The sequence below is a fragment of the Candidatus Zixiibacteriota bacterium genome (assembly GCA_014728145.1).
Lineage (GTDB): Bacteria > Zixibacteria > MSB-5A5 > JAABVY01 > JAABVY01 > WJMC01.
In genome coordinates this window covers 1-23,728 of sequence record WJMC01000150.1, presented here as the reverse complement: position 1 = coordinate 23,728, position 23,728 = coordinate 1, and the positions used below count along the sequence as shown (strand labels likewise).

General features: G+C 50.9%; 23 protein-coding genes. 5 read left to right on the top strand and 18 right to left on the bottom strand.

Going from position 1 to position 23,728, the window contains the following annotated elements:
• From GF404_09090 to GF404_09035, 12 genes are all read right to left on the bottom strand, one after another.
• Positions 1-1,634, bottom strand: a 1,634-nt coding sequence (locus GF404_09090) for a RelA/SpoT family protein (protein MBD3382338.1), incomplete at its 3' end; no start/stop codon positions are given.
• Positions 1,624-2,724 (bottom strand): glycosyltransferase, encoded by a 1,101-nt coding sequence (locus GF404_09085; protein MBD3382337.1) that lies wholly within the window; start codon positions 2,722-2,724, stop codon positions 1,624-1,626. The genes GF404_09085 and GF404_09090, both read right to left, overlap by 11 nt.
• A gap of 18 nt (positions 2,725-2,742) precedes the next feature.
• Positions 2,743-3,831, bottom strand: a complete 1,089-nt coding sequence (locus GF404_09080) for a glycosyltransferase (GenBank protein MBD3382336.1) — start codon at positions 3,829-3,831, stop codon at positions 2,743-2,745.
• Positions 3,809-4,558, bottom strand: coding sequence for a glycosyltransferase (locus GF404_09075; GenBank protein MBD3382335.1), 750 nt, complete (start codon positions 4,556-4,558; stop codon positions 3,809-3,811). Before GF404_09075 ends, GF404_09080 begins: the two co-directional genes overlap by 23 nt.
• Positions 4,555-5,688 (bottom strand): hypothetical protein, encoded by a 1,134-nt coding sequence (locus GF404_09070; protein ID MBD3382334.1) that lies wholly within the window; start codon positions 5,686-5,688, stop codon positions 4,555-4,557. Before GF404_09070 ends, GF404_09075 begins: the two co-directional genes overlap by 4 nt.
• Positions 5,678-7,573, bottom strand: a complete 1,896-nt coding sequence (locus GF404_09065) for an ATP-binding cassette domain-containing protein (GenBank protein ID MBD3382333.1) — start codon at positions 7,571-7,573, stop codon at positions 5,678-5,680. Before GF404_09065 ends, GF404_09070 begins: the two co-directional genes overlap by 11 nt.
• A 90-nt stretch (positions 7,574-7,663) precedes the next feature.
• Positions 7,664-8,557 (bottom strand): DUF4292 domain-containing protein, encoded by an 894-nt coding sequence (locus GF404_09060; GenBank protein MBD3382332.1) that lies wholly within the window; start codon positions 8,555-8,557, stop codon positions 7,664-7,666.
• Entirely contained in the window at positions 8,488-9,150 is a 663-nt protein-coding gene (locus GF404_09055; GenBank protein MBD3382331.1) for a site-2 protease family protein, read from the bottom strand. The genes GF404_09060 and GF404_09055 overlap by 70 nt, the downstream gene beginning before the upstream one ends.
• A gap of 16 nt (positions 9,151-9,166) precedes the next feature.
• The gene (locus GF404_09050; protein ID MBD3382330.1) at positions 9,167-9,769 is read right to left on the bottom strand and encodes a DNA-3-methyladenine glycosylase; all 603 of its coding nucleotides are present in this window, start codon (positions 9,767-9,769) and stop codon (positions 9,167-9,169) included.
• Complete coding sequence (locus tag GF404_09045) at positions 9,766-10,593, bottom strand: histidinol-phosphatase HisJ family protein (protein MBD3382329.1); 828 nt, start codon at positions 10,591-10,593, stop codon at positions 9,766-9,768. Before GF404_09045 ends, GF404_09050 begins: the two co-directional genes overlap by 4 nt.
• Positions 10,593-11,243, bottom strand: coding sequence for an MBL fold metallo-hydrolase (locus GF404_09040; protein ID MBD3382328.1), 651 nt, complete (start codon positions 11,241-11,243; stop codon positions 10,593-10,595). Before GF404_09040 ends, GF404_09045 begins: the two co-directional genes overlap by 1 nt.
• A gap of 60 nt (positions 11,244-11,303) precedes the next feature.
• Positions 11,304-12,137 (bottom strand): alpha/beta fold hydrolase, encoded by an 834-nt coding sequence (locus GF404_09035; protein MBD3382327.1) that lies wholly within the window; start codon positions 12,135-12,137, stop codon positions 11,304-11,306.
• Between the two features lie 88 nt (positions 12,138-12,225).
• Here GF404_09035 and GF404_09030 point away from each other — a divergent pair, with 88 nt between their 5' ends.
• A complete protein-coding gene (locus GF404_09030; GenBank protein ID MBD3382326.1) occupies positions 12,226-14,001 on the top strand; it encodes a DNA primase in 1,776 nt (591 codons plus the stop codon).
• 2 nt (positions 14,002-14,003) lie between these two features.
• On the opposite strand, the gene GF404_09025 is transcribed toward GF404_09030, so the two are convergent.
• The 5 genes from GF404_09025 to GF404_09005 all read right to left on the bottom strand — a co-directional run bounded on the left by GF404_09025 (position 14,004) and on the right by GF404_09005 (position 18,508).
• On the bottom strand, positions 14,004-14,660 hold the full coding sequence (locus GF404_09025; GenBank protein ID MBD3382325.1) for a hypothetical protein: 657 nt from the start codon (positions 14,658-14,660) through the stop codon (positions 14,004-14,006).
• A 40-nt stretch (positions 14,661-14,700) separates the two neighbouring features.
• Positions 14,701-15,147 carry a GatB/YqeY domain-containing protein gene (locus GF404_09020; GenBank protein ID MBD3382324.1) on the bottom strand — a complete coding sequence of 149 codons (447 nt, stop codon included), beginning with the start codon at positions 15,145-15,147 and terminating at the stop codon, positions 14,701-14,703.
• Between the two features lie 23 nt (positions 15,148-15,170).
• On the bottom strand, positions 15,171-15,356 hold the full coding sequence (gene rpsU, locus GF404_09015) for a 30S ribosomal protein S21 (GenBank protein ID MBD3382323.1): 186 nt from the start codon (positions 15,354-15,356) through the stop codon (positions 15,171-15,173).
• A 227-nt stretch (positions 15,357-15,583) separates the two neighbouring features.
• Positions 15,584-16,486: a hypothetical protein gene (locus tag GF404_09010; GenBank protein ID MBD3382322.1), complete on the bottom strand. Its 903-nt coding sequence runs from the start codon at positions 16,484-16,486 to the stop codon at positions 15,584-15,586.
• 747 nt (positions 16,487-17,233) lie between these two features.
• Positions 17,234-18,508 carry a citrate (Si)-synthase gene (locus GF404_09005; GenBank protein ID MBD3382321.1) on the bottom strand — a complete coding sequence of 425 codons (1,275 nt, stop codon included), beginning with the start codon at positions 18,506-18,508 and terminating at the stop codon, positions 17,234-17,236.
• A 284-nt stretch (positions 18,509-18,792) separates the two neighbouring features.
• Here GF404_09005 and GF404_09000 point away from each other — a divergent pair, with 284 nt between their 5' ends.
• The gene (locus tag GF404_09000) at positions 18,793-19,125 is read left to right on the top strand and encodes an HIT domain-containing protein (GenBank protein ID MBD3382320.1); all 333 of its coding nucleotides are present in this window, start codon (positions 18,793-18,795) and stop codon (positions 19,123-19,125) included.
• A gap of 322 nt (positions 19,126-19,447) precedes the next feature.
• Here the strand turns inward: GF404_09000 and GF404_08995 are convergent, their stop codons facing one another.
• On the bottom strand, positions 19,448-20,836 hold the full coding sequence (locus GF404_08995) for a response regulator (GenBank protein MBD3382319.1): 1,389 nt from the start codon (positions 20,834-20,836) through the stop codon (positions 19,448-19,450).
• Between the two features lie 195 nt (positions 20,837-21,031).
• Here GF404_08995 and GF404_08990 point away from each other — a divergent pair, with 195 nt between their 5' ends.
• From GF404_08990 to GF404_08980, 3 genes are all read left to right on the top strand, one after another.
• Positions 21,032-22,111 (top strand): hypothetical protein, encoded by a 1,080-nt coding sequence (locus tag GF404_08990; protein ID MBD3382318.1) that lies wholly within the window; start codon positions 21,032-21,034, stop codon positions 22,109-22,111.
• 135 nt (positions 22,112-22,246) lie between these two features.
• The gene (locus tag GF404_08985) at positions 22,247-22,453 is read left to right on the top strand and encodes a hypothetical protein (GenBank protein ID MBD3382317.1); all 207 of its coding nucleotides are present in this window, start codon (positions 22,247-22,249) and stop codon (positions 22,451-22,453) included.
• 216 nt (positions 22,454-22,669) lie between these two features.
• Positions 22,670-23,728: FAD-dependent oxidoreductase (locus GF404_08980; GenBank protein ID MBD3382316.1), on the top strand; the 1,059-nt coding region annotated here is incomplete at its 3' end.

Genomic DNA, 23,728 nt, shown 5'->3' with positions numbered 1-23,728 from the left:
GTGACAACCGAAGCATCACCCTGGCCGATACCCGCGAGCAGGGCCTCGACAGTCTTGTATCCGAAGGTATCGGCGCACTGCAAAAGCTGGGTCTCATCGGGAGGATCGAGATGAGCTTTCTTCAACTGCCTTTCGAGCATTTCCTTTCCGAGTTGCAGGTTCCTCTCAAAATTCTGCGCTTTCAGAAAGCGGCGAATCTTGGAGCGCGCTCCGGATGTGCGCACCATCTTGAGCCAGTCCCGGCTGGGTTGCTTGTTGGGAGCAGTTATGATTTCGACCTCATCGCCACTGCGCAAAACAGTCGAAAGCGGAACCAGGCGGCCATTGACTTTCGATCCGGCGCAACGCATCCCCACCTCGGTATGAACGGCGAAGGCAAAATCAAGAACTGTCGAACCGGCCGGCAGATGTTTCAATTCGCCCCGGGGTGTAAACACGAATACCTCGTCATGATAGAGATCGATCTTGAGATACTCCAGAAACTCTTCCGGATTGGTCATATCCTTCTGCCAGTCGAGTACCTCGCGTAACCAGTTGAGACGCTTGTCGGCCTCTTCGATACCATGTTTACCCTCTTTATAGAGCCAGTGCGAGGCGATTCCGGATTCCGCACGTTCATGCATATCCCGGGTGCGGATCTGGATCTCGATCACATGACCCCGCGGACCGATTACGTTGGTATGAAGGGACTGGTAACCGTTCTGCTTGGGCTTGGCGATATAGTCATCAAAACCGCCCACCGGGGTATATCTCATGTGAACAATGCCGAGCGCGTGGTAGCAATCCTGCACGGAAGAAACGATAACCCTGATCGCGAACAGGTCGTAGATCTCGTCGAAGGTGCGTTCTTTCTGTTGCATCTTGCGCGAGATTGAATCGATACTCTTCATACGTCCATAGACGTTGGCATCGATCCCGTTTTCGGCAAGTTCTTTTTCGAGCGGACTTGTGATATTTTTTATAAACGATTCCTGCGCCACCTGGGTTTCATTGATCTGCTGGCGGATAAAACGATATCTTTCCGGCGCGATATACTTCAATGACAGGTCTTCCAGCTCGCGCTTGACCTGCGCCATACCCAAACGATGAGCGATGGGGGCATAGACTTCATAGGTCTCATTGGCGATCTTTTTGCGACGAGGTTCGGGCAGGTATTGAAGCGTGCGCATATTGTGAAGGCGATCGGCCAGCTTGATCAAAATCACGCGGATATCCTTGGCCATCGACAACAGCATCTTTCGAAAATACTCCGCCCGTGTCTCAATTGAGGTCTTGGCCTGATACGATGATATGCGGGTCATCCCGTCCACGAGTTCAGCAACTTCACCTCCGAACTTAGCTCGAACATCACTTAAGCTCACATCCGTATCTTCCACCACATCATGCAACAATCCGGCAGCCAGGGTGATCGAATCCATATGCTGGGCGGCCAAAATCAGAGCCACACTGATCGAGTGGACGAAATATGATTCACCGGAGGCACGCCGTTGCTCCCGGTGCGCCTCCTCGGCGCATTGGTAAGCTTTGCTTAAAAGCTTTTCATCCGGCGAGGGATTGTGCTTTTTCACAGCCTCCATGAATTCATCGAGATTCATGTATCCTGAAGATTTTTCGCTGACTTTATCACCGGCCATAGTTAAAACCCCGTGTCAGTTTCTGATACAGATCGAGATAGCTCGATACCATAATATTAATATCGAACTTTTCGAGTTTGTTTTCAAACCGGGAGAGCATCTTTTTTCGCTCATCTCTGTTATCCGATAGATTATACAATATCTGCGACAGCCGGCCGACATCTGAATATTCAAACAAGTAGCCATCTATGCCGTCGTCGATAACCTCGCTCACTCCGCCGACATCGGCACCGACCGGCACAGCCCCGCAGGCCCCGGCTTCAATGAGTGATGAGCCCAGTCCTTCCGAGCGGGAAGCCAGTATATACGCATCCAGCCCCCGGTAGAAACCCGGCATATCGTCGACAAATCCGCAGAACTCCACCTTGTCAGCAAACCCCGATGAGGATGCCTGCTTTGCGAGTATCTCCCGATCGGGACCTGTGCCGGCGATTCTGCACATCCAGTCAGTCTTAACTTTATTCAGCAGTTTCAGAGATTTCAGAATCTGCCCGACTCCCTTGTTTTTTTCCAATGCGCAAGCCGTCCCGATTGTAAACCTGTCGGTTTCCGTTCTGCCATTTTGATTGAAAATCGCGCGGTCAATACAGCTCGGAATTATCTCTATTTTTTCATGCCCGGCTCCGCGCGAAACCAGATTGTTTTTAACCGCCCTGCTGATCGCCACGAAACGATCGACACCGCCACCGCCATATTTGAAACGCCGGGAGAACCATCCTGACGATGAAAACACTGTGCGCGCGGTTACCACCAGATTAAGGCCTGCGGTCATCCGTTTGACAATGACCGCCAGCGTATGGCTGTGGGAGTCTGAAGCGTGTAAAATATCGATTGCGCCTTCCTCGACTCGATTGACCAGGCTCAATGCCTCGGGAAATATTCCGGCCAGGCTGTATCTGGTCTCGAAAAGCGGGACGCCCCGTGAACAGGCACGTTCCCGGAGAGGCGCATCCCCGCGGCAGGCCAGAATCACGTTGCAGTTTCTGCTCATGAGCCCTTCGGCAAGCGCGAGGGTCTGACGTTGCCCGCCCCTGAATTCACGACCGAGGTCGAGCAGCATAATGGAAGGCATATCCCGCATACCAGTCATCTCATAAATGGTGTTCTTTTATTGTGACAACAGCTTTTGATACAAAGTGAGGTAATCATCAAGCGTCCGTTCCATGTTGAAGATCTCTTTTTTGCGCATAAACCCCTGACTCATCCGCTCCCGCAGATCTGTGTCACCCGCAAGCTTTATCAAGACATCAGCCAGTTGTTCAGAATCACCGGCCTCGAATGTGAAACCGTTTTGGCCGTCGTCGATCACTTCCGGGATTCCGCCCACACGCGAACCGACCGGAACCGCTCCGCATGATCCCGCTTCAATCAAGGATCCGGCGATCCCCTCGGAAAATGAGGCCAGCACAAAGACATCCAGGAAACGGTAGAAATCAGCCATATCCTCGACAAATCCAAGAAATCTGACATTGTCAGAGATACCGTATTCCCCTGCCATCGACTCAAATTTATCCTTCAGGGGACCGTTTCCGGCGACACGAAATTCGAATTTTCCGAGCTTCTGTCGCGCGTGGCCGAGTGCTTTAAGAATAACTTCCACCCCCTTGCCCTCCATCAACTGGCAGGCGGTTCCGACCACGAACAGGTCTCTTTTTTCCCGTTCGCAGGGATTGAAGTAACCGGGCACAAAACCGGAATAAATCACCTCGATCTTCTCGTCATCGACCCCGACTTTTTTCAGATGATCCTTTACTGCCCGGCAGACCGCCACATAGCGGTCTATTGCCAGCGTGCGATACTTGAACCATTTCGACAACAGGCTCGGATTCGTCAGGCAGGTGCGCGAGGTGACCACTACTTTCAGTTGATGATAGAACTTCTTGATCATCACTCCCAGCATATGCGCCTTTGTTTCCGAAGCCTGGTAGACATTGACCCCGGCATGTTTTAAATCGCAGGCGATCCGGTAGGCATCGAACACCAGCGTGAGAGCATCATAGGAGGCCGGATAAGTTACTATCCCCATCTCCCGGCACTTGTTTATCAGCCGGCCATCGGGATAGCCGATCACACGCACACTGATATCCCTGTCCTTGAGACCGCAGGCCAGGTTGCAGGCCTGCCTCTGCCCGCCACGAAAACCCTTTCCCAGGTCGGCTATCGCGACTTTCAATTCAGAATCTTTGCGTGAGACCATAGAGATACCTCAACACCTGACCGTAAGCCGACAGGCAGGCGATCCACAATCCGGGCAGGCCGTCGGCAAAGCCTTTCTGGAAGATAAATTTCTTCACAAACACCAATCCCGGTTTGATGAATAAAAACAAAAATTTCTTCAAAAAAGCAACCTCCCGATCAGCTTCGGCTTTCAGGCGGGAGTATTCTTTCAGCTTGGCCAGGTACGATTTCAGATCAGGATAGCTGAAATGCAGTAAATGCCCCTCGACCCGTTTGATTTTTTCAACAGGACCGACAGACTCATGAATCAGTTTGTCGTTGTAGTTCGCCTTGCGCTTGTCGAACAGCCTCAAGACGTACTCCGGATACCATCCGCCGTGCAGAATCCAGTGACCGCAGAAATTCGTCACCCTCACAAACTCAACTCCGTCATAACCGGCGGGATTCGTCAGGAAGCCTCGCAGGCCACGTTTTAAGCCCGAGGTTACCACCTCATCCGAATCGAGCGACAGCACCCAGTCATGAGATGTCATCTCCACAGCTTTCTGTTTTGCAAACCCGAAGCCCTCGAAACTTATACTTGCAACCCTGGCCCCGCACCTTTCAGCTGTATCTTTGGTATTGTCCGCTGATCCGGTGTCGGCCACACACAGCTCCTCAGCCCAATCGACCGACTTCAGCGAAGCCTCGATCTGCTTTTCAGCATTGCGGGCAATCATCGCCACAGACAAGCGCCTGGAACTCATTGAGTCTTCTCCGCTGGATGAGTGGATATCAGCCTCTCGTATTCGAGAGCTACCTGTTCCGGCATTATCGGAGCGACCTCGTAATAGTCACTCGAGCGCAATGGATGAATACATCGGTTGTAGGGTTGCCAGATCGTGAAGTTGTCGTCGTTGCCGGAGAAGAAAATGATCGAGGGTATATCGAAAGCGGCGGCAATATGATGCAGTGAAGTGTCGGGTGAAATGAAGTAGTCCACCCGGCTCAAAAAACCTGCGACCTCCATGAATTTAAGCCCGCGCGGTAGCGGATGAATCCGCTTCAGATCGAGTTCGGTCACGCGCACGGCCTTTTCATATTCATCGGGAGCATAGTTCAGCACAAAGCCGGTATCGGGATAATCGGCATGAAGGATTTTCAGAAGCAATACGTATTTGCTCAATGGCCAGGTGCGGGCGGGCCGTCCGGCCGAGAGGTTGATGCATACGACCGTATCGTACTTTGACCTCATCTCGGATACAAACTCTGCGCTCGCACGTCTTTCGTCATCAGAAAGATATATTTTCGGTCGGAGATCAGCCTTCTGCGGTTCGACAGTAAACAGCTTAAGGACCCGGGCGGTGCGGTCGATCACCGGCTGTGGCCGATCCTCGGCCGCCGTCGCCAGATCATAATGACGGGAATACTTCCGCTTTCCAACCGCCAGCTTAAATGCGCTTCCCGCGATCAGGGCGGTCTGAATCAGGGCCGTGACAGAATCGCCGAATAACAAATCGACCACGCAATCGTAACTTTCCCGTTTCAAGCGGGCCATGATCTTTTTATCCTTGAGCGGTTTTTTATTGTAGACATGAATATTATCTATATTTGGATCATTTTTGATGATCTCACGGTTGCCTCGACTGCACAGGACATCGATCTGTAAATCTGGATACTGTTTTCTGAGATTGTGATAAACCGGAAGCGATACGATCATGTCACCCAGCTTGAAATGGGCGATGAAGAGGACTTTTTTGATTTTATCCGGTTCGAATTCACCCTCGGCTTTTTTAATCTTTCCGCTCAATCGAAAGATTTGAAATGCCAGTCTCTTAAAGCCTGTCTCGATTCCTTTAAGGAATTTACCTGAGGATGTGGAGGTATCAAGCCCCATGCGAGACCTCTGCTTTAAACTGCAGTTTGTACAACCTGCGATACAGCCCCTGGCTGGCGAGCAGTTCCCGATGAGTTCCGCTCTCTACCAGGCTACCATTTTCGACAACCAGGATCTTGTCGGCATTCAAAATCGTCGACAGGCGGTGGGCGATCACAAACGTCGTCCGGCCTTTTAACAGACGGTCGATAGCCTCCTGCACCAACTGCTCCGATTCGGTATCCAGCGATGATGTCGCTTCGTCAAAGATCAGGATATCCGGGTCGCGAAGCACTGCCCGCGCGATAGCCAGCCTCTGGCGCTGTCCCCCGGAGAGCATCACCCCTTTGTTGCCGATGGGAGTGTCGAAGCCCTTGTCGAAGGCGGTGATAAAATCATAGGCATTGGCGATCCGGCAGGCATCTTCGACTTTTTTGCGGTTAATATCGTCGAGGCCGTAAGTGACGTTATTGTAAATCGTATCGTTGAACAACATCGTCTCCTGAGTGACAATACCCAGAAGAGAACGCAGAGATTTCAGCTTGATTTTGCGCAGATCGATCCCGTCCATCACTATTCGTCCCGAACTCGGATCGTAGAAACGCGGTATCAAATCACAAAGGGTCGATTTGCCGGCACCCGAAGGTCCCACGATCGCGATCAACTCACCTTTTTTGACCGTGAAATCGATATCTTTCAAAACGTCCGGAGTGTTTTCATAGGAGAAAGAGACATTTTCAAAAACGATCCTGTCTTCGAAAGAATCCTTTTCTACTGCGTCATCGGCCTCTTTGACCTCGATCGGCGTATCGATCACCCGGAAGATCCGCTCCGCGGCCGCCATCCCCTCCTGTATCTTGATATGCAAATTGGAAAGCGATTTGACCGGCGCGATCAGGGAAAACATGGCAAAAGCAAACAGCACGAAATCCGAGGCGGAGAGCCCGCTCCCGGCTAAAACCTTCTGCCCGCCGAACCAGAGGATCACGACCGTCGCCAGGGTCCCTAAAAGCTCGTTAGTCGGATTGGACAGAAGCCGTACACGCGAAATTTTCAATAGTGTGCGAAAGTAGTCATCGGCCTGACGGGCAAATTTACCGATCTCGTAACTGTCGGTGTTAAAGCCCTTGACGATGCGCATATTCGAGACATTCTCCTCCAGCACAGTGTTGACATCGGCCATCCGCTCCTGCGCCACACGCGAATACCGCCTCAGTGTCCGCCCGATCAAAAACATGACGGTGAAAGTCAGAGGCAGTACCAGAATCGAGATCAACAGCAACTTGTAGCTGATCACGAACATGAACCCGATATAGATCACTGCCAGAAGCGGATCGCGAGTGATCCGGTTAAACGACTGGTCCAGAGATTCGCGCACGATATTGACATCGTTGGTGACATGGCTGATCAATTGCCCGGTCCGGGTGCCGTGAAAGTAATTCAATGACAGCTTCTGGTACCTGCTGAACAGGTCTACCCGCAGGTTGCGAATGAAGCGCTGTTCGGCATAGGCCATAAAATAACCCTGGGTATAGAAAAACAGGCTTTTGAAAAGCGCGATCAAAACTACCGCGACACACAGGTTGGCCAGGGTATCGAGTTTACTGTCGGCGATGATCAGCGAATTGACGAATTCCTTCATCCGTTCACGCAGACTGTCGAATCCGCTGGCAATCTTCTGCCCTTCGCTGAGATCACCTGAGGTGCCCGATGCTGTGTCGGCCGGGACAGCCTCCCCGGACACCATGGCATAATTGCCGGTCTCGAACAGGGTGCTCATCAAGGGCCCCATCAGCCACACCAGCGCGCCTGACAAAAGGGCGAAGAAGAACATGCTGAAGGCCGAAAGCAGGATATGCTTCCAGTACGGAAGAAGATAATCTATTACCCGTCGATAAAGCGACATCCTACACCTCAAAAATCAAAAAAACCAGGTCATGCCTGGCCTGATGGGATTTAATTTAACTAATCACGCTCTGCTTTGTCAACAACAAGCTCATTCCGGCAGAAGACGGTAGATCTTCTCGGCGCCTGAGGGAATCTCCAGCTCGAATTTTTCGGGAGGTATTTCGATGTTGGATTTCTGGCGGATAAAGGTCAGCCTGATCTCACTTTCGACCGCTTGATCGCTGTTTTGTCCGGTCAACTGAAGACGGTCGCTGTAAAAAATATAGGCTTTTTCGAACTCAAAAAACGGGACCTGATCGCTGTAATTGTAAATATGAAAATTGACCATCAGAAGATCCTTGATCCAGCCAAAGACGGCCATGTCGAACCTGTCGCCGTCGAACAAAAACTTCCATTTCCAGTTGCCGGTCGTGCCCTCGAGAAGGTTGCGCTCATCGGCAGGCTCGAGCCTGTAGGGAAGCTCGGCCGAATTCTCCTCCCCGGGCGGAACCATTTTTCCGCTCAAGAGATACAGGACTAATTCGAAGACATCGCGCCAGCGCCCCAGATCGGGTTCTGTCAGCTCGTACCACAATCCGCTGTAATATGCTTTTTCTGCCGGCAAATAGAAACGCAGTGAATCTCCGCTGATAATTCCCTTGAAAGTCCCCTTGCCCAAAAAACCGGGAGAATAAAATGAGACCGAATCACCTTCGGAATAGATTTCCATGTTGAATTTTTTCTTTAAATCGGGAGCGTTGACCCGCACCTGCACCAGATAAGCCGAGTTCTTCAATTGCCTTTCACGGGCTTGTAGAAGCTCATAGAAATCTGATTCTAAATCATCCATCTCGGATTTCGTCAACTGCCTGCTACCGGCGCACTGAAAAACAAATGAACTCACTACGATAATCAGGGCTATGGCGCAGGTTCTTACCACGGCAACGACTGTCCCGTAAACAGGTAGACGAAGATCTTGACAAAAGGTCCGATCAAAGTCCATATAATTGGTATATGCAAAAAGAAACTGACCGCTATCAAACCGATCAAAAGCATCGGCCCGACCTGCTCAAGTTGCAGGGCGATCCGTTCTTTGCCCCTCGGAAGGAGCCCATACAGGATCTTGGAACCGTCCAGCGGAGGTACCGGCAACATATTGAAAAATCCGAGGCTGAGGTTGACCAGCACACCATACCACATCAGCTTACCGATAACAGTAGCGACATCATTTTCGGGAGAAGCCAGGATGTATATCGGATAGCCGGCGAATCGGATTATAGTGCCAAAGATGAAAGCCTGCAATACATTCGAGGCCGGTCCCGCGGCGGCGGTCTGGAGCATCCCCCGTTTAAGGTCACCGACATTGCGCAGGTCGACCGGAACCGGTTTGGCCCACCCGAACCTGAACCCGGACAGGACGAACACCAGCGCGCCCATCGGGTCTATATGCGCCAGGGGATTGAATGTCAGTCGCCCGGCATTGAATGCCGTCCGGTCGCCCAAACGATATGCGGCGTAGCCATGAGCGAACTCATGAACCGTCAACGCCAGCAAAAAGATAGGTATTGAAAGCAGTGCTCTTTCCAGATCAAACATAACTCACCCAAGATATTTAACCATCACTGGTCTGTACAGTTTTAACTTTCGACACAAATTTATTGCCCTCGATAAAAAAGCGCCACTTTAAATCGAGCCCCGTTTTGATACCGATCCGGGGTGACTGCCCGATCTTATCCGGCACAAAACCGTCGTCGGCAACATAGATCCCGTCGGAAACCAGATCAAGACCCGACTGCGCAACCGTCAATCCGAAAGCCCGGGTCAGCTTACCCGGTCCGCTGGTCAGCCTGACGATATCGTCGGTACCCCGCCTTTTCTTCATGAGTTCGATTCCCTCCAGCGGTTCAAGCGCCCGGACCAGGCAGGCGGCCGGGAAACCTTCTCTTTCGCATACGAAATTAAGCATATCGTACATTCCATAGATAAAGTATACATACGTGAATCCGCCCTGTCCGAACATTACGGCATTACGGGCGGTCCTGCCGAAACGCGCATGGCAGGCTGGATCATCCTGACCGATATAGGCCTCGACCTCGACAATACGGCCGGACAAAAGCTGTTCATCCCTGTAAACGAAAACTTTGCCCAATAGTTCTCGGGCCACATCGAGAGTGGGACGCAGATAAAAATCCCTGTGGAGGCGGACTACACTCAATCCTCGTAGATCTCCGGAAAGGTCTCATGCACCAGCAGGTGAGCCATCTCAAAATCTGTCGCCAGGTGGTCCGGATGGTGGGAGTCGCTTCCCAGCCCGCCGATCAAGACGCCTGCCTGGCGCATACGAGTCAAAAGCGGTTTGGACGGATACCAGTCACCGATCCCATGACGCATACCGGAAGTGTTGACCTCGACCGGCAGGCCGTACTTCACGAGATGTTCCATGGTCTCGTCGATCACCTCGTAATCGATCCGCGAAGCCTGCTCCGGAAACATCTTCATTCCCAGCCGGCGGTAAACATCGATATGCGCCAGGCAATCCAGAAAATCGATCTGGCAGGCCTTTTGGATGATTTTGTAGTATTTTTCGATAAACTGCTCAGGAGAGTTTTTAGACAGCAGTTCCTTCATCTTTTTTTCAGATGAGATGATGCAACCGTCGACATAATGAATCCCGCACAGCACATATTCAAAATGCATATCCTCGATCATGTGCAGAAAAGAATCCTTGACTCCCGGATAGAAACCGAGCTCCACACCGCAACGTACCATTATCGGAACCGGATCATCGCCTTCCACGAGATCATACAAATCATCGCGGTAACGCTTGAGCCCTTCGCTGTCTACGGGACGCCTGTGGCCGTCCACCTTGAGAATATTTGACTCGCCGTTTTGGGGATGGTCTTCGGCATGGGGCACGAACACGATCTCGGACAGGCCGAGCTCGATCGCTTTTTCACAATATTCACGCATGCTACCTGTGGCATCGAAGGAATAGTCCGGGTGGACATGATAATCACCGACCGGATGATTGAACTCCATTATCTCTCTCCCATCAAAAACGGATTGAACAGTTTTTCCTGCGCGACCGAGGTAGCCGGCCCATGGCCGGGAAAGATCACGTACTCATCGCCGAGCGGTAATATCTTTTCTTTGATCGAACTCAAAATCGTGCCGTAATCACCTCCCGGCAGGTCAACCCTCCCGATAGAACCGGCAAACACCAGATCGCCCCCGATCACGAATCCCTCGCCGACCAGGCTGATCCCGCCGGCGGTATGACCCGGAGTATGGACCACCTCAAGGGCGATATCGCCCACTTCTACTTGATCGCCTTCTGATAATACGATTTCCGGTGAATCGGTATTTATGGCCAAACCCAATTCTAACGAAAGATTTTGAGCCGGATCAGAAAGCATCGGGACATCCTCACTGCCGATAGCCACTTTGGCCGGAAGATTCTTGCGCAGGTAATCGACCGCGCCGATATGGTCGCCGTGGCCATGGGTCAGTACAATCGTCTCGATTTTGAGATCCGCCTGCTTCACACGGGAGAGTATCCGCTCGCCCTCTTCGCCCGGATCGACTACTATTCCGGCTTTTGATCCGGTATGATAGACGAGGTAACAATTCACCTCCAGCATACCGACTGTCAGGCATTCAACCGCCAGTTTCCCGTATCGCTCAACCATAGAAGGGAATAATAGAACCGGATAATGTTGAAGTCAATGAATTTAAGAAAAGACTTGAAATCAGGTATTGGAGGGAATCGAATCCTCGATGAATCCACGCACAACCGTCAGGAAATCTTCCGGGCTTTCCTCGTGCGGAAGATGACCCGCTTCCGGGATCATCACGTAGCGCGCATCGGGAAGCACACGCACATAGCGTTCGGCCATATTCTTAGGCAGGATCTTATCCCGTTCGCCCCAAACCACCAAAGTCGGAGTCTCGATTCTCTGGATACCGAAGACCTCGAACATCCGGTTGGAGTTGAGCATTTTTGCCGCGCACTCGATCACATTCTTGTGCTGACTCTGTTGTGTAAACATCTCCCGGTCTTCAGGTGTGGGACGATGTTTCTGATTAAACTGCCTCTGGTAGACTTTGGCCAGTTGCTCCGGATCCGAGAGATGAGCGTAGATATCGCCGGAGAGTTTAATACCGAACAACGTCCTGCGTTCCCTTCCCTGGAATTTAAGCCCGAAAGAATCGACAAGTATCAGTTTTTTGAGCATCCGCGGATACTCGAGCGCAAAATTGAGGGCCACCGCGCCACCTGTGGAAACTCCGCCGATAATTACTTCTTTTAGCTTTAGCTGTTCGAGCAGGCGCATTACGATTGACATCTGCGTCCCGACCATATAATCCAGACGGGGTGGTTTGCTGGACTGACCGCATCCGGGCAAATCCGGCACTATCAGCTTGTTTTTCAGCGATAGTTCCTCGAACACATGGCGGAACGAATATGAGGAACCCAGAAAACCGTGTAAAAACACAAGCGGTTTGCCCCGGCCCTTCTGCAGGTAGCTGAGCTTGTAGCGGCCGATCTTCGCTGTTCTGCGATATTTCTCCAGAGATACCATAAGCTCTCTATATCTATAATTTTTTATTATAAAAATCAATTATTTTAGCTTCGTTGACATCAGATTGCAGAAAAACTATATTTTCAGGATGAGCGACTATTTTCCCGAACATCTCATCGAACAGGTCAAGCAGGCTTCTGATATAGTCGAGGTCCTCTCGGATTTTCTGAAGCTCAAAAAGCGCGGAACCAACTGGTGGTGTAATTGCCCCTTCCACAACGAAAAGACCCCCTCGTTTGCGGTTTCGGAAGCTAAGCAGATTTACCATTGTTTCGGATGCGGTAAGGGAGGCAACGTGCTTACCTTCCTGATGGAGTACGAAAAGCTGTCATTTCCGGAAGCCGTCCGTTTTTTAGCCCAACGCTCCGGCATACAACTCCCGGAACGGAAACTGTCTCCGGCTGAACGCTCCCGTTACGAAGGACTCTTTTTTGCCAACCAGACAGCCCGCAAATTCTTCGTCAAACAGCTCTGGGAAACAGGGGACGGCCACAAGGTCCTGCACTACCTGAAGCAGGTCCGCCGTCTGAGCGAGGAAATTATAAATAAATTCCAGCTCGGATTTGCTCCGAACTCATGGGACGCCCTGCTGAAACATGCTCGTTCACTTGACCTTTCCGAGGATGACCTGGTGAAAGCCGGCCTGGCGGTAAAACGCGAGGACTCCAGGGGAGCCTACGATCGCTTCCGGCGCCGGCTGATGGTTCCCATCATGAACCTGACCGGCAAGACCATAGCTTTCGGCGGACGCGCTCTCTCAAAAGAAGACCGTGCCAAATACCTCAATTCGCCGGAAACGGAACTCTACAACAAGAGCAAGGTGCTGTACGGACTTAATTTTTCGCGTGCGCCCATCCGCGACACAGAGACCTGCATACTGGTCGAAGGCTACATGGATTACCTGGCTCTCTACCAGGCCGGGATCGAAAATGTAGTCGCCTCCTCCGGCACAGCCTTCACGTTCGATCATGCCCGCCTGATTGCCCGCTATGCCAGGCAGGCGGTGATGCTGTTCGATTCCGACCAGGCCGGCATGACCGCCGCCAAAAGATGCGCGCCTCACCTGATGGCCGCTGAACTCGATTTTCGAGTGGTACTGCTCCCAAAAGGACAGGATCCCGATTCATTTATCAAAGCCGAAGGAGCCGAAAAGATGAAAGTGCTGATAGATAACGCGCTCAGTTACCCCCGTTTCATCTACGATAGCATTCAACCTGGCTACGACAGCCTCTCCCCGCACCAGAAATCGGTCATCCTGCAGGAGCTGACCCGGCTGGCATCAAAGTCCGATTCGAGCATACGGCGCGAACTGTTTCTCAAGGAGATCGCCGAAGTCTTCGATATCGAATTGAACACGCTTAAAAGCGATCTGCGGAAAACCCCGCATAAAACTCGACCGCAAGAAGCCGATGAAACCCGTAAAAGAGAAAATTTCTCGGATCAGTTACAGTTGGAGTTGATCTCCGTATTTCTGGAAAATCCTGACCTGTTGCAGATGGCGCGTGATGACTTAGATCCGGAATTAATCAGCGATGATACACTGCGGGAAATTTACGAAATGATCCTTCAAACCTATGAAGACAGCGGCGGGGTGGATACTGCCGGCCTGATAAATCAAACCGATGACCCCAAAAAACAACACCTGATCACAAAAGCGGCCAGCCTTGAAACCGGCGGAGGCGGGTCAGAACGCCACCTGGCCGACCTGATCGAACGTTTGAGGCGGTTTAACTTCCACGAACGTCTTGCCTGGCTCAAGGCGAAAATCACCGAAGCGCAGAAAAGCGGCGACGATGAACTGGAGCAGAAGTATTACAATCAGCTCCAGGAAATGGTGCGCGAAATGCCCGACAATGCGGACTGAACTCAGCCCTCAAATGTAATCGGACCAAAATAACGCCTGAGCGTATCCATCGTCTGCGAAACCTTTTCCTTGGCATCGTGACGGTCGATTGAATACTCTGAATCACCGCGCAATTCAAACCGGACTTTGTTGGTTTCTTCCAGTGATGTTTCGACTTTGTCCACGAAACTGCGGTTGGATGGATGAAGCATATGGGTCCCTTCGTAGAGAATCGGAATGCTCTTCATCATCGGCTTCGTCAAAACCGAAGTGTCGATCATTCGGAAAAACGCATCCGGCATTGGCAGAAGCGTGACCAGAAAGAAAATAAACCCGAAGAAGACCCATCCCCGTACCGCGCCCATCAGGCCGCCGCCGATCTTGTCGACCCTGCCCAGTGACTGCAGTTTGGAGACTTTGTAAAAAACCATCACCACCAGCCGGAAGATTCCGTACAGGACCGCCAAAAGGATGACGAAACTGATCAATGCGATGACCATCGGCGAAGCATCGATATGGCGCGCCACTTCGACTGCAATGATATCGCTGTTGTTGGTGGTGATAATAACTCCCGCGGCAAGCGCGATGAATCTCATCGTGGAACGCACAAGACCGACCTTGGCGCCCAGAATGAGCGTGATCAGAAGCCCCCCGATGAGGGCGAAGTCGAGCCAATTCATACACAGCCTCCCTGCTAAAATTGACTTCGTAATGTAAAACTCAACCGCTCAAAAGCCTCAGCACAACGGCCTTGACGACAGCGCCGTCGGCTTTGCCCTTGACCTGCGGCATCAGCTCCTTCATAACCTGACCGATACCCTGAGGCCCCTCCGCACCGGTCTTGTCTATGGCCTCGCGCGCCAGCTTCTCGATTTCGGCCTCGTCCATTTGCTCCGGAAGGTAGGTCTTTACCAGGTCAAGCTCGACCTGGCTTTCCTGTGCCAGGTCTTCCCGGCCTCCCTGACGGGCCTGCTCGATCGTGTCGCGCAGTTTTTTGGCCACGGAGGAGAGGACTTCAATTTCCTCCGCCTCCGTTAATTTTTCTTTCTTCTCGATTTCACGATACCTGAGAGCTGATTTGAAATTGCGCAAACAGGACAGTTTCACCTTTTCGCGCGCTTTCATGGCCCCTTTTATATCGGTATCGATCTGTTCAGAAATACTCATGTCAATGAAAGATTGATTCTATATCAGCGATCCCTGCGGCGATTTTTGCGCTTGGCCGCGTTGATTTTGCGCTTACGCCGATCCGAGGGTTTCTCGAAATGCTGGTGCTTTTTGATGTCCGACAGAATTCCGTTCTTTTCGCAGAATTTGTTGAAACGTCTCAGAGCTTTTTCGAATGATTCATCATCCCGTACTCGAACGCCTATCAAATATATCAACTCCTCTCTCAGGGTTATGCCGTAAACCGGCTGTTACACATATATTTCCAATTAAATAAAATACGTCATATTTTATATCTGTCAACCATCTTTTCAGATATTTTATTATTTCGGACATATTCGCTGTAAAATAACACCGCTTTTTTCGAAACTGCCTTGACCGCATAAAAATACCCCGCCGAAGCAGGGCATTTTATAGCGAAAGGAGTTTTCCGGTTTTAGAGGTCGCCGGCAAGGTAATGCTCGGTCTCCTTCATCAAATTATCCAGGATCTCATAGTAAGTCGGATACCTCTGCGGAGTCAGGACATTCATCGCCTGACGATACGCTCCGCGTGCATATTCCAGGTTTCCCTGGCGGTTGTAGATCTGCGCCAGGTCGGCATAGGCAATTCCCAGATTTGCCAGCGCCAGGCCGTAGTCGAGCGAATACGGATTCTGCTTGCGCCAGTCAAGCGCACGTTCAAAGGCGATAATCGACTTGAACAGGTTCTCACCCCGGCTGGAGAGTTCCGACTGTAAAAGATAGATACGGCCCAGATGATACTGGATTTCGCTGTACTCGGCCGGGAATTCGGCATCCACAATCGAACGCGCGGTTTCGTTGAAAATCCAGCGGGCAACATCCAGGTTGCCGGCCCGATCCTGAAACACCGCTAAATCGCTGTAAGCCCGTCCCAGGTTGACCACTGTCACCAGGTAGTTGCGCGGTTGTTCGGTAAAGTCTTCATCCTGAAGAGCCGTCTTGTACATCTCGATTAATCCGACCAGTTCTGTCTCGTTCATATAATCGCGGTACGAGTTAGCCGGGTTGCCATAGGACGCCGGCCGGAGCTGATAGTTCCATCCGGCCACCAGCTCCTCGAACGTGGTCAGAGAACTCATCTCAACGGGAGAGTATTCACCCGCATCTGTCACCTGATCGGCAGTCCGGCAATCGACAGGTCCGATCAGGGCCACCAGCGCGGCCAGTCCGGTCAAACTGATCGCTGTCAGTGTACGGGAAAGCTGGCTGATTATACCTTTTCCCGAATCTCTATGCCTATCGCTGCGGACATTGATTGCGACGATAAGCGAGCTGACTATAAAGACTGCAATTACACAGCCTGTCTCCAGCCCCATACTTCGCCTCCTTGCTTATATATTCCTGCTACACACATTCTTTTTTTACCGAAGACCAGTAGGTCTGGTTGCTTGCCAACCTGACATTGTCAGGTACTCAGGGCGCCTGACCTACAATCCTGAGCGTTTCTTCGTTATGTCAGGTCTTGATTCAGACTTTAGATCTGAATTGTGACCTGACGTCTATCCACTCCCGTAGTCTTCCCGTCATTGCGAGCGACTGAAGGGAGCGTGGCAATCTCAGTTTTATTCGAAGCAATAGAGATTGCTTCGTCGTTTCACTTTTCGCAATGACAATGAAGGTCCTGCCAGTCACGTGCCGTCATCTGCCACTGTCAAACCAATGAGACCCTCCTCCAAAGAGTATGAGCCACACAGTCACCTGCCGTCAGGAATCTCTCCTGACGGTATCTTCTATTGTTCTATATCGGAATAATTGAATGGAACATAACTGTTTTAGCGGGAAAATTGTCTGAACTCTGCGCACCACAGCATACATTGCCGGCAGAAAGTTTGTTTGCCGTGCAAAGTTTATGATCTCATCAAGAGTCCAGTGGCAAGTGGCCCTCGATTTATCGTGAGTATCTAACAGTTGCATTTGTTCTTAAATCATGATCACAACAGAAACCCAACCTTGCAAAACACCGTGTATGGGCCACCATTCCACATTCACACAAGCTACCAAAGTCCCCAAAAAAAAGCGCCTCGTAAATGAGGCGCTTTATATTGAAAATATCAATCGTCGCTTTAGAGACCGGTCTGTTCCTTGACCCATTCGGTCGAGACCGATTTCGGACGGGTGATCGGAATCATCATGGCGCGGTTGATGATCTGCTGTGAGATCATACCCATAGCACGAGAAATCGAGAACAGCACTGTGTAATACTCGAACTCGGTGATGCCGTAGTGATGCAGGATAGCACCAGAACCGGCGTCGACGTTCGGCCACGGGTTCTTGGCCTTACCATGCTCCTTGAGCACATCCGGAACCACGTCAAAAACGGTGGCCACGGTGTTCAGTACGGGTGAATCCGGCAGGTGCTTTTTGCCGAATTCGACAAAAGCGGTGAAACGCGGGTCGGTTACACGCAGAACAGCATGACCATAACCGGGGATGACACTTCCGGAATTGAGGGTCTTCCAGGCATAGTCCTTGACCTCATCATTGGAAGGCGCACGGTTGCCGACGGATTCCATCAGGGCCAGTACCCACTTCAGGCATTCCTGGTTAGCCAGGCCATGCAGAGGACCGGCCAGACCATTCAGACCGCCCGAAACCGAATAATACGGATCGGACAAAGCTGAAGCAATCGTGTGGCAACTGAAGGCCGAAACGTTACCGCCCTCATGGTCGCAATGCAGGGTGAAATAGAGTTCCATGCCCTTGTAGAAAGTATCATCGTCGATACCCATCATGTGGGCGAAATTGGCGCCCCAGCTGAGTTTCGGATCGGGCTTGATCAGGTCGCCCTTGTCGTAACGAATACGATAAACACCGGCACCGATTTCCGGCAGTTTGGCCAGAAGATTCAGTCCGTCTTCATAGACAGCATCCCAGTACTCGCTCTTGGAAAGACCTTCGGCATATCTCTTGCGGAAGATCGACTCGTTCTCCATCACCAGGACAGCGGTGTCGAACATCGCCATCGGATGCGAGGTCTTGGGCATGGCCTTGAGCACATCCCAGACATACTGGGGCACTTCGGCACGTTTCTTATACTCTTCGCGCAGATCCTTGACATCGTCATCAGTCGGCATATCGCCGGTCAGAAGCAGAAAGAAGATCTCTTCCGGAAGCTTATCGGTCAGCTCAAGAATCGGGGTTCCGCGGATTATCAAGCCCTTGTCGGGTTCCACAACCGAGGTATCACAGATCATGCCCTTGACACCACGCATACCGCCATAAGCCTGCTGGACGTTGACGTCGGAAATCTTGACGTCACCTTTTTCCTTCAGGATCTTTTTTATTTCCTCACCCCATACGGGGATCTTGGCGGCAAATTTTTCCTTCAAACCTGCCATCGTTCCTCCTTGTCCAGGAATTTAGGGTTAAACTTGGTCTGTTACTTCGCATTTTAAACGGGTAATATACACAAACAGTCCTTCGAGCGCAACCCGTTGTGAATATTTTCACAATTAATGCGTAAATCTATACCTGTCAAGCACTATTTGGCAATTCCTTATGATTTTTCGACTTATCCCAAAGCAACGCTACCGAAACAATAAACTTCTCTGGTGGTTATGTTCGGTATATGCTTGCAATCATTTTCCGCTTTGATATAATACCGGAAACATGGAGGTCACAAATGTCACCCGATTGTATTTTCTGTAAAATAGCCGGCAGGCAAGAGCCGGCCGATATCATCTATGAGGATGAGGAAGCGATCGTCTTCAAGGATATCAATCCCTCCGCGCCGATTCATCTTTTAGTCTGCCCCAAAGAGCATTACAGCACATTTCTGAAAACTCCGCCCGAGGTTCTGCCGATGTTGCAGGACGTGATCAGAAAGGTTGCCAAACAGCTGGAAATCGATGAAAGCGGTTTTCGGATGATCATCAACAACGGACGCGGTGGCGGTCAAATAATATTTCATCTGCATATCCATCTCTTAGCCGGCAAACGTCTGGGCGGGTTTTAGCTTTTGCGACTTCGATTAATTGCCAGATTCCTCGGTCGTAATGACAAGACTTTGATTTGTTTTCGGTCCGGAAAGATACCTGACCGCACGCTGTCGTCATGCTGAGGAGTTTCGATCAGCGATCGAAAACGACGTGAGGATCTCTCGCTTCGTTATGGCAGGTCCTGAATTGACGACTTTGTCGGAAACCTGTGACCTGACATGGAGAAATCCTATGATTGAGATGTCTCCGCTCGTTCTCAATCACAGATTGGAACTCGGTCGTAATGATGATTCGCGTATCCATATCATGGCGAAGAGCACAGTGACGAAGCAATCTGCCTTACTGAACCTTCTTCAAACCGTAGCGGTCGATTTTGCGGTATAACGTAGAAGCGTCGATCCCGAGGGTTTTGGCGGTCTTGGTCTTGTTCCATCCGGTCTGATTCAGGACCCAGAAGATATAAGCCTTTTCCACCGATTCCAGAGTAGGTGAAGCATCCCTGGCCTGTCCGCTGTCGGCCACCGAGGATTCAGCCATCTCCTTGACCATAGAACCACCCCGAACTTTTTCCGGCAGGTCCTCGGAATTGATCAGGGGTCCGGTCGATACCACCAGCGCCCGTTCGATCGTATTCTCCAGCTCGCGCACATTGCCCGGCCAGTCATAGGACAACAGCACCTTGAGCGTGTCGGGCGAAATCGTCTTCTCCTCCACACCCATTTTGGCGCAGTAAAACCGGTTGAAATGATCCACCAGAAGCGCGATATCCTCGCGCCGTTCGCGCAGGGGCGGAATCTGGACGGTGAAAACATTCAGGCGATAATACAGGTCCTCGCGGAAATTGCCAGCCTTCACCTCTTCTTCTAAATTAGCATTGGTGGCCGCGATCAGGCGCACATTGACTTTCATTTTTTCGGTCGAACCGACCGGCATGATCTCCTGGTCATCCAGTACCCGCAAGAGCTTCATCTGGATCGCCAGGGATGTATTTCCGACCTCATCTAAGAACAAAGTCCCGCTGTCGGCCGCTTTGAAGACACCATCTTTGTCTTTGTATGCGCCGGTGAACGCGCCTTTCTTGTAGCCGAACAGTTCGCTTTCCAGCAGGGTATCCGGGATAGCGGCGCAGTTTAGTGTGATAAACGGTTTGCCGACCCGGTTGGAGTGGTAGTGAACCGCGTTGGCCACCAAATCCTTGCCGGTACCGCTTTCACCCAGGATCAGGGCGGTGCTCTCGGATTTGGCCAGTTTCTGGACGATCTCTTTCATGCGCACGATCTTCGGGTCCTGCCCGATGAAGTTGTCCAGGGAGAATTTTTTGGAGAGCTCCTGCTTGAGGCTTGTATTCTCTTTCGAGATCGTTTCTTTTTCCAGAAGCTTTTTAACAGCCAGCTTCACCTCATCCACCTTAAAAGGTTTGGTGATATAATCATACGCGCCCTTTTTCATCGCCTCGATAGCGGAATCGACCGACGCAAAAGCGGTCATCACGATAAACGAGGGGCTGTTCTCATACTGGCGGGCCTGTGTCAGAAGCTCCAGACCGCTCATCTCCGGCATCATCATATCCGTAATGACCACATCGGGACTGCTCTTCTGGATAAAATCCAGCGCTTCCGGCCCGGAGGCCGCCTGAATCACATCGTAGCCCTCTTTGGAGAGCATAATCGACATGAAATCCCGCATGGAATCTTCATCGTCGACTACCAGGATCTTGGCTTTATTCACCTCTTGATACTCCCTTTCTCACTTAAATTATCGGGCAGGTATGGCAAAATTCAATACCCCTGTTTTAATCCGTTCAAAATCTCTACAAAGCCACTATTTTCGGTGATTTACCGGCATTCCGTCGAACCGCGAGTGGTTAGAACTTTATTAACACAGATTTTTCGCTTGATTTTTGGGAAGGAATATATTACCCCGATGGAACATCTGTTTGGAATTTGCAATATAATAACTGTTAAACGGTTGTGGATCAGACAGATTAAGGGGAGAGAAATGAATCACAGAGAACGAATTGAAGCAGTACTCAACGGCCACAAACCGGATCGGATGCCGGTCAGCTTTTGGCGTCATTTTTACGACAGCGAATCGACCGCCGAACAGCTTTCCAGCGCGATGCTCAAATTTCAGGACAAGTACGACTGGGATTTCATGAAAATCAATCCGCGCGCCTCCTATCACCTGGAGGACTGGGGAAACAAATACAAGTATACAGGCAAACCCGAAGACAAACCCGAAAGGCTCGCTTTCGCTGTTGAAAAGAGTTCTGACTGGGACAAGATTTACCGTCTCAAACCGACCGAAGCGACTGTCCTGAAAGAACATATCGACGCGGTCGAGATAATCAGGAAAGCTTCAGCAAACGATCTCCCAATCGTCATGACCGTCTTCAACCCGATCTCGATCGCCGGCGACCTGGTCAAGGACGATCCGTTTCTGGTCGACCAGATCCGCAGTAATCCCGACGCGCTTCATCAAGCGCTCGAAAATATCACGTTGACATTCATTGATTTTATTAAAGAGATCATGAAAAAAGGGATCGACGGTATCTTTTTCGCCACCACCCAGTGGGCTTCGACTGCTCTGATTACCGAAGATGAATATCGGCAGTTTGGACGCAAGTACGACCTGATGCTTCTGGAGGAAATTATCCCGATGACCCGGTTGAACATACTCCATGTCTGCTCTCATCACAACATGCTGTCTATGTTCACCGATTACCCGATCCGGATTGTCAACTGGGATATTAACGAAAGCTCCAATCCGGATGCTCCGCAAGGCGCCAAGATGTTGCCGGACAAAGTGGTACTGGGCGGAGTCGAACGCAAGGGGCTGTTGCAGGATGGCAGCGAGGACGAACTGCGTAAAATGGTTTCGGACTATTACGCCTTTTCAAAGGAGAATCCGTTTATGCTCGGTCCGGACTGCTCTATTCCGGTCACTACACCCGACCGAAACCTGGAGATTATCCAGTCGGAAATCGAAAAGTTTTCCGGGTGATGCCGATATTTTTAATTGCATTTTTCTAAAAACATTACAGAATTGATACGGGATAGTAATTGTCACTTATATAAATTAGATCGTCAATCTGCCGATCTATTATCTAAATAAAGGAACTCATTCCAGGAGGATAAGATGGAACATGATATCGGCACAATCGCTGGTAAGATTTGGAATGAGCTGGAAACCAAAGGCCCGCGTTCACCGCGCAACCTTCAGACTACTCTGAAAGCCAAATCCGACAGGATTTACCTGGCTCTCGGATGGCTGGCTCGTGAGGGTAAAGTCCAGTTCAATCCGACCAAAACGACCTTTAAGGTTTCAATCAACCAGAAGAAGTAATCACATCCAGGGTCAAAATTTTGGGGCAGGCATCGTCATGATGCCTGCTTTTACTTTTTGTTTCTTACGCATTAGATACAGAGATCGGGCTTTCTACTGATCGAATCTTAACCGTCCAGACAGTTCTTAACTACGCTTTTACATACCCAAATTAGCTTGACTTTTGAGCTTACAGTGCTTTATTACTTTCTTGGCTAAGAAAGCGAGGTTAGTGTAGTGCGAAACAGCGCAGAATGTGTTATCATCGGGGGCGGGATTATCGGCGCGTCAATCGCCTTTCATCTCTCCAAACTGGGCATGAAGGACATCTGTATCCTCGAAAAAGAGAAATTTCTCGGAGCCGGCGCGACCGCAAAATGCGCAGGCGGAATCCGGGCCCAGTTTTCATCTGAAATCAATGTCAAAATCAGCCTTCTGTCCGAGGATTTGTTCGAACGCTTTACCGAGGACACCGGTGAGGAAGGTATCTTCGACCAGGTCGGATACCTGTTTCTGGTTACCACCGACGAGGACACAGAGGTCTTCCAGCAAAATTTGAAACTGCAACAGAGCGTCGGGGCGCCGGTCGAGTGGCTCGAACGTGAAGATATCAAAGATCTTTTGACCAATGTCCGTACCGATGATGTTATCGGCGGAACATTCTGCAAAAAAGACGGCATCGGTGATCCGCATGTTTTTACCCAGGGCTATGTCAACGCTTCCCGCAGGATGGGTGTGGATATCCTGGAGGAGGTTGAGGCTACCGGAATTAAAACTGAAAGCGGAAAGATCACCAGCGTGGAAACCTCCCGGGGTACTATCTCCACCCCGTTGGTAATCAACTGCGCCGGACCTGAAGCCGAAAAAATCGGCCGGATGGCTGGAATTGAAATACCTGTCAAACCATACAAACGTCAAATCTCAACAACATCACCTCTGTCATGGTTACCCGACTCATTCCCGATGGTGGTGGATATCGCCAGTGGCCTGTACTGTCACAAGGAATCCGGAGGATTGCTTTTGGGCTGGGCCGACAAAGACACCCCGCCCGGCTACGACCAGTCGCTGGATCCGGAATATACCGATGAAATCCTGATGAGAGCGCTGGACCGCATTCCCATCCTGGAAGAGGCCGGAATCGCCACCAGCTGGGCTGGATTGTACGAGACCACACCGGACCACCATGCTATCCTCGGCAAGGTGCCCGAAGTCGAGGGCTTCCTGTGTGCCAACGGGTTTTCCGGTCATGGCTTTATGCACGCGCCCGGGGTCGGACTGCTGATGGCGGAGCTGATT

Bases quoted from the DNA above. Each gene is read 5' to 3' on its own strand.
- GF404_09085 (MBD3382337.1), bottom strand. From the start codon at position 2,724: ATGACTGGTATGCGGGATATGCCTTCCATTATGCTGCTCGACCTCGGT.
- GF404_09080 (MBD3382336.1), bottom strand. From the start codon at position 3,831: ATGGTCTCACGCAAAGATTCTGAATTGAAAGTCGCGATAGCCGACCTG.
- GF404_09075 (MBD3382335.1), bottom strand. From the start codon at position 4,558: ATGAGTTCCAGGCGCTTGTCTGTGGCGATGATTGCCCGCAATGCTGAA.
- GF404_09070 (MBD3382334.1), bottom strand. From the start codon at position 5,688: ATGGGGCTTGATACCTCCACATCCTCAGGTAAATTCCTTAAAGGAATC.
- GF404_09065 (MBD3382333.1), bottom strand. From the start codon at position 7,573: ATGTCGCTTTATCGACGGGTAATAGATTATCTTCTTCCGTACTGGAAG.
- GF404_09060 (MBD3382332.1), bottom strand. From the start codon at position 8,557: ATGGACTTTGATCGGACCTTTTGTCAAGATCTTCGTCTACCTGTTTAC.
- GF404_09055 (MBD3382331.1), bottom strand. From the start codon at position 9,150: ATGTTTGATCTGGAAAGAGCACTGCTTTCAATACCTATCTTTTTGCTG.
- GF404_09045 (MBD3382329.1), bottom strand. From the start codon at position 10,593: ATGGAGTTCAATCATCCGGTCGGTGATTATCATGTCCACCCGGACTAT.
- GF404_09040 (MBD3382328.1), bottom strand. From the start codon at position 11,243: ATGGTTGAGCGATACGGGAAACTGGCGGTTGAATGCCTGACAGTCGGT.
- GF404_09035 (MBD3382327.1), bottom strand. From the start codon at position 12,137: ATGGTATCTCTGGAGAAATATCGCAGAACAGCGAAGATCGGCCGCTAC.
- GF404_09030 (MBD3382326.1), top strand. From the start codon at position 12,226: ATGAGCGACTATTTTCCCGAACATCTCATCGAACAGGTCAAGCAGGCT.
- GF404_09025 (MBD3382325.1), bottom strand. From the start codon at position 14,660: ATGAATTGGCTCGACTTCGCCCTCATCGGGGGGCTTCTGATCACGCTC.
- GF404_09020 (MBD3382324.1), bottom strand. From the start codon at position 15,147: ATGAGTATTTCTGAACAGATCGATACCGATATAAAAGGGGCCATGAAA.
- GF404_09010 (MBD3382322.1), bottom strand. From the start codon at position 16,486: ATGGGGCTGGAGACAGGCTGTGTAATTGCAGTCTTTATAGTCAGCTCG.
- GF404_09005 (MBD3382321.1), bottom strand. From the start codon at position 18,508: ATGGCAGGTTTGAAGGAAAAATTTGCCGCCAAGATCCCCGTATGGGGT.
- GF404_09000 (MBD3382320.1), top strand. From the start codon at position 18,793: ATGTCACCCGATTGTATTTTCTGTAAAATAGCCGGCAGGCAAGAGCCG.
- GF404_08990 (MBD3382318.1), top strand. From the start codon at position 21,032: ATGGAACATCTGTTTGGAATTTGCAATATAATAACTGTTAAACGGTTG.
- GF404_08985 (MBD3382317.1), top strand. From the start codon at position 22,247: ATGGAACATGATATCGGCACAATCGCTGGTAAGATTTGGAATGAGCTG.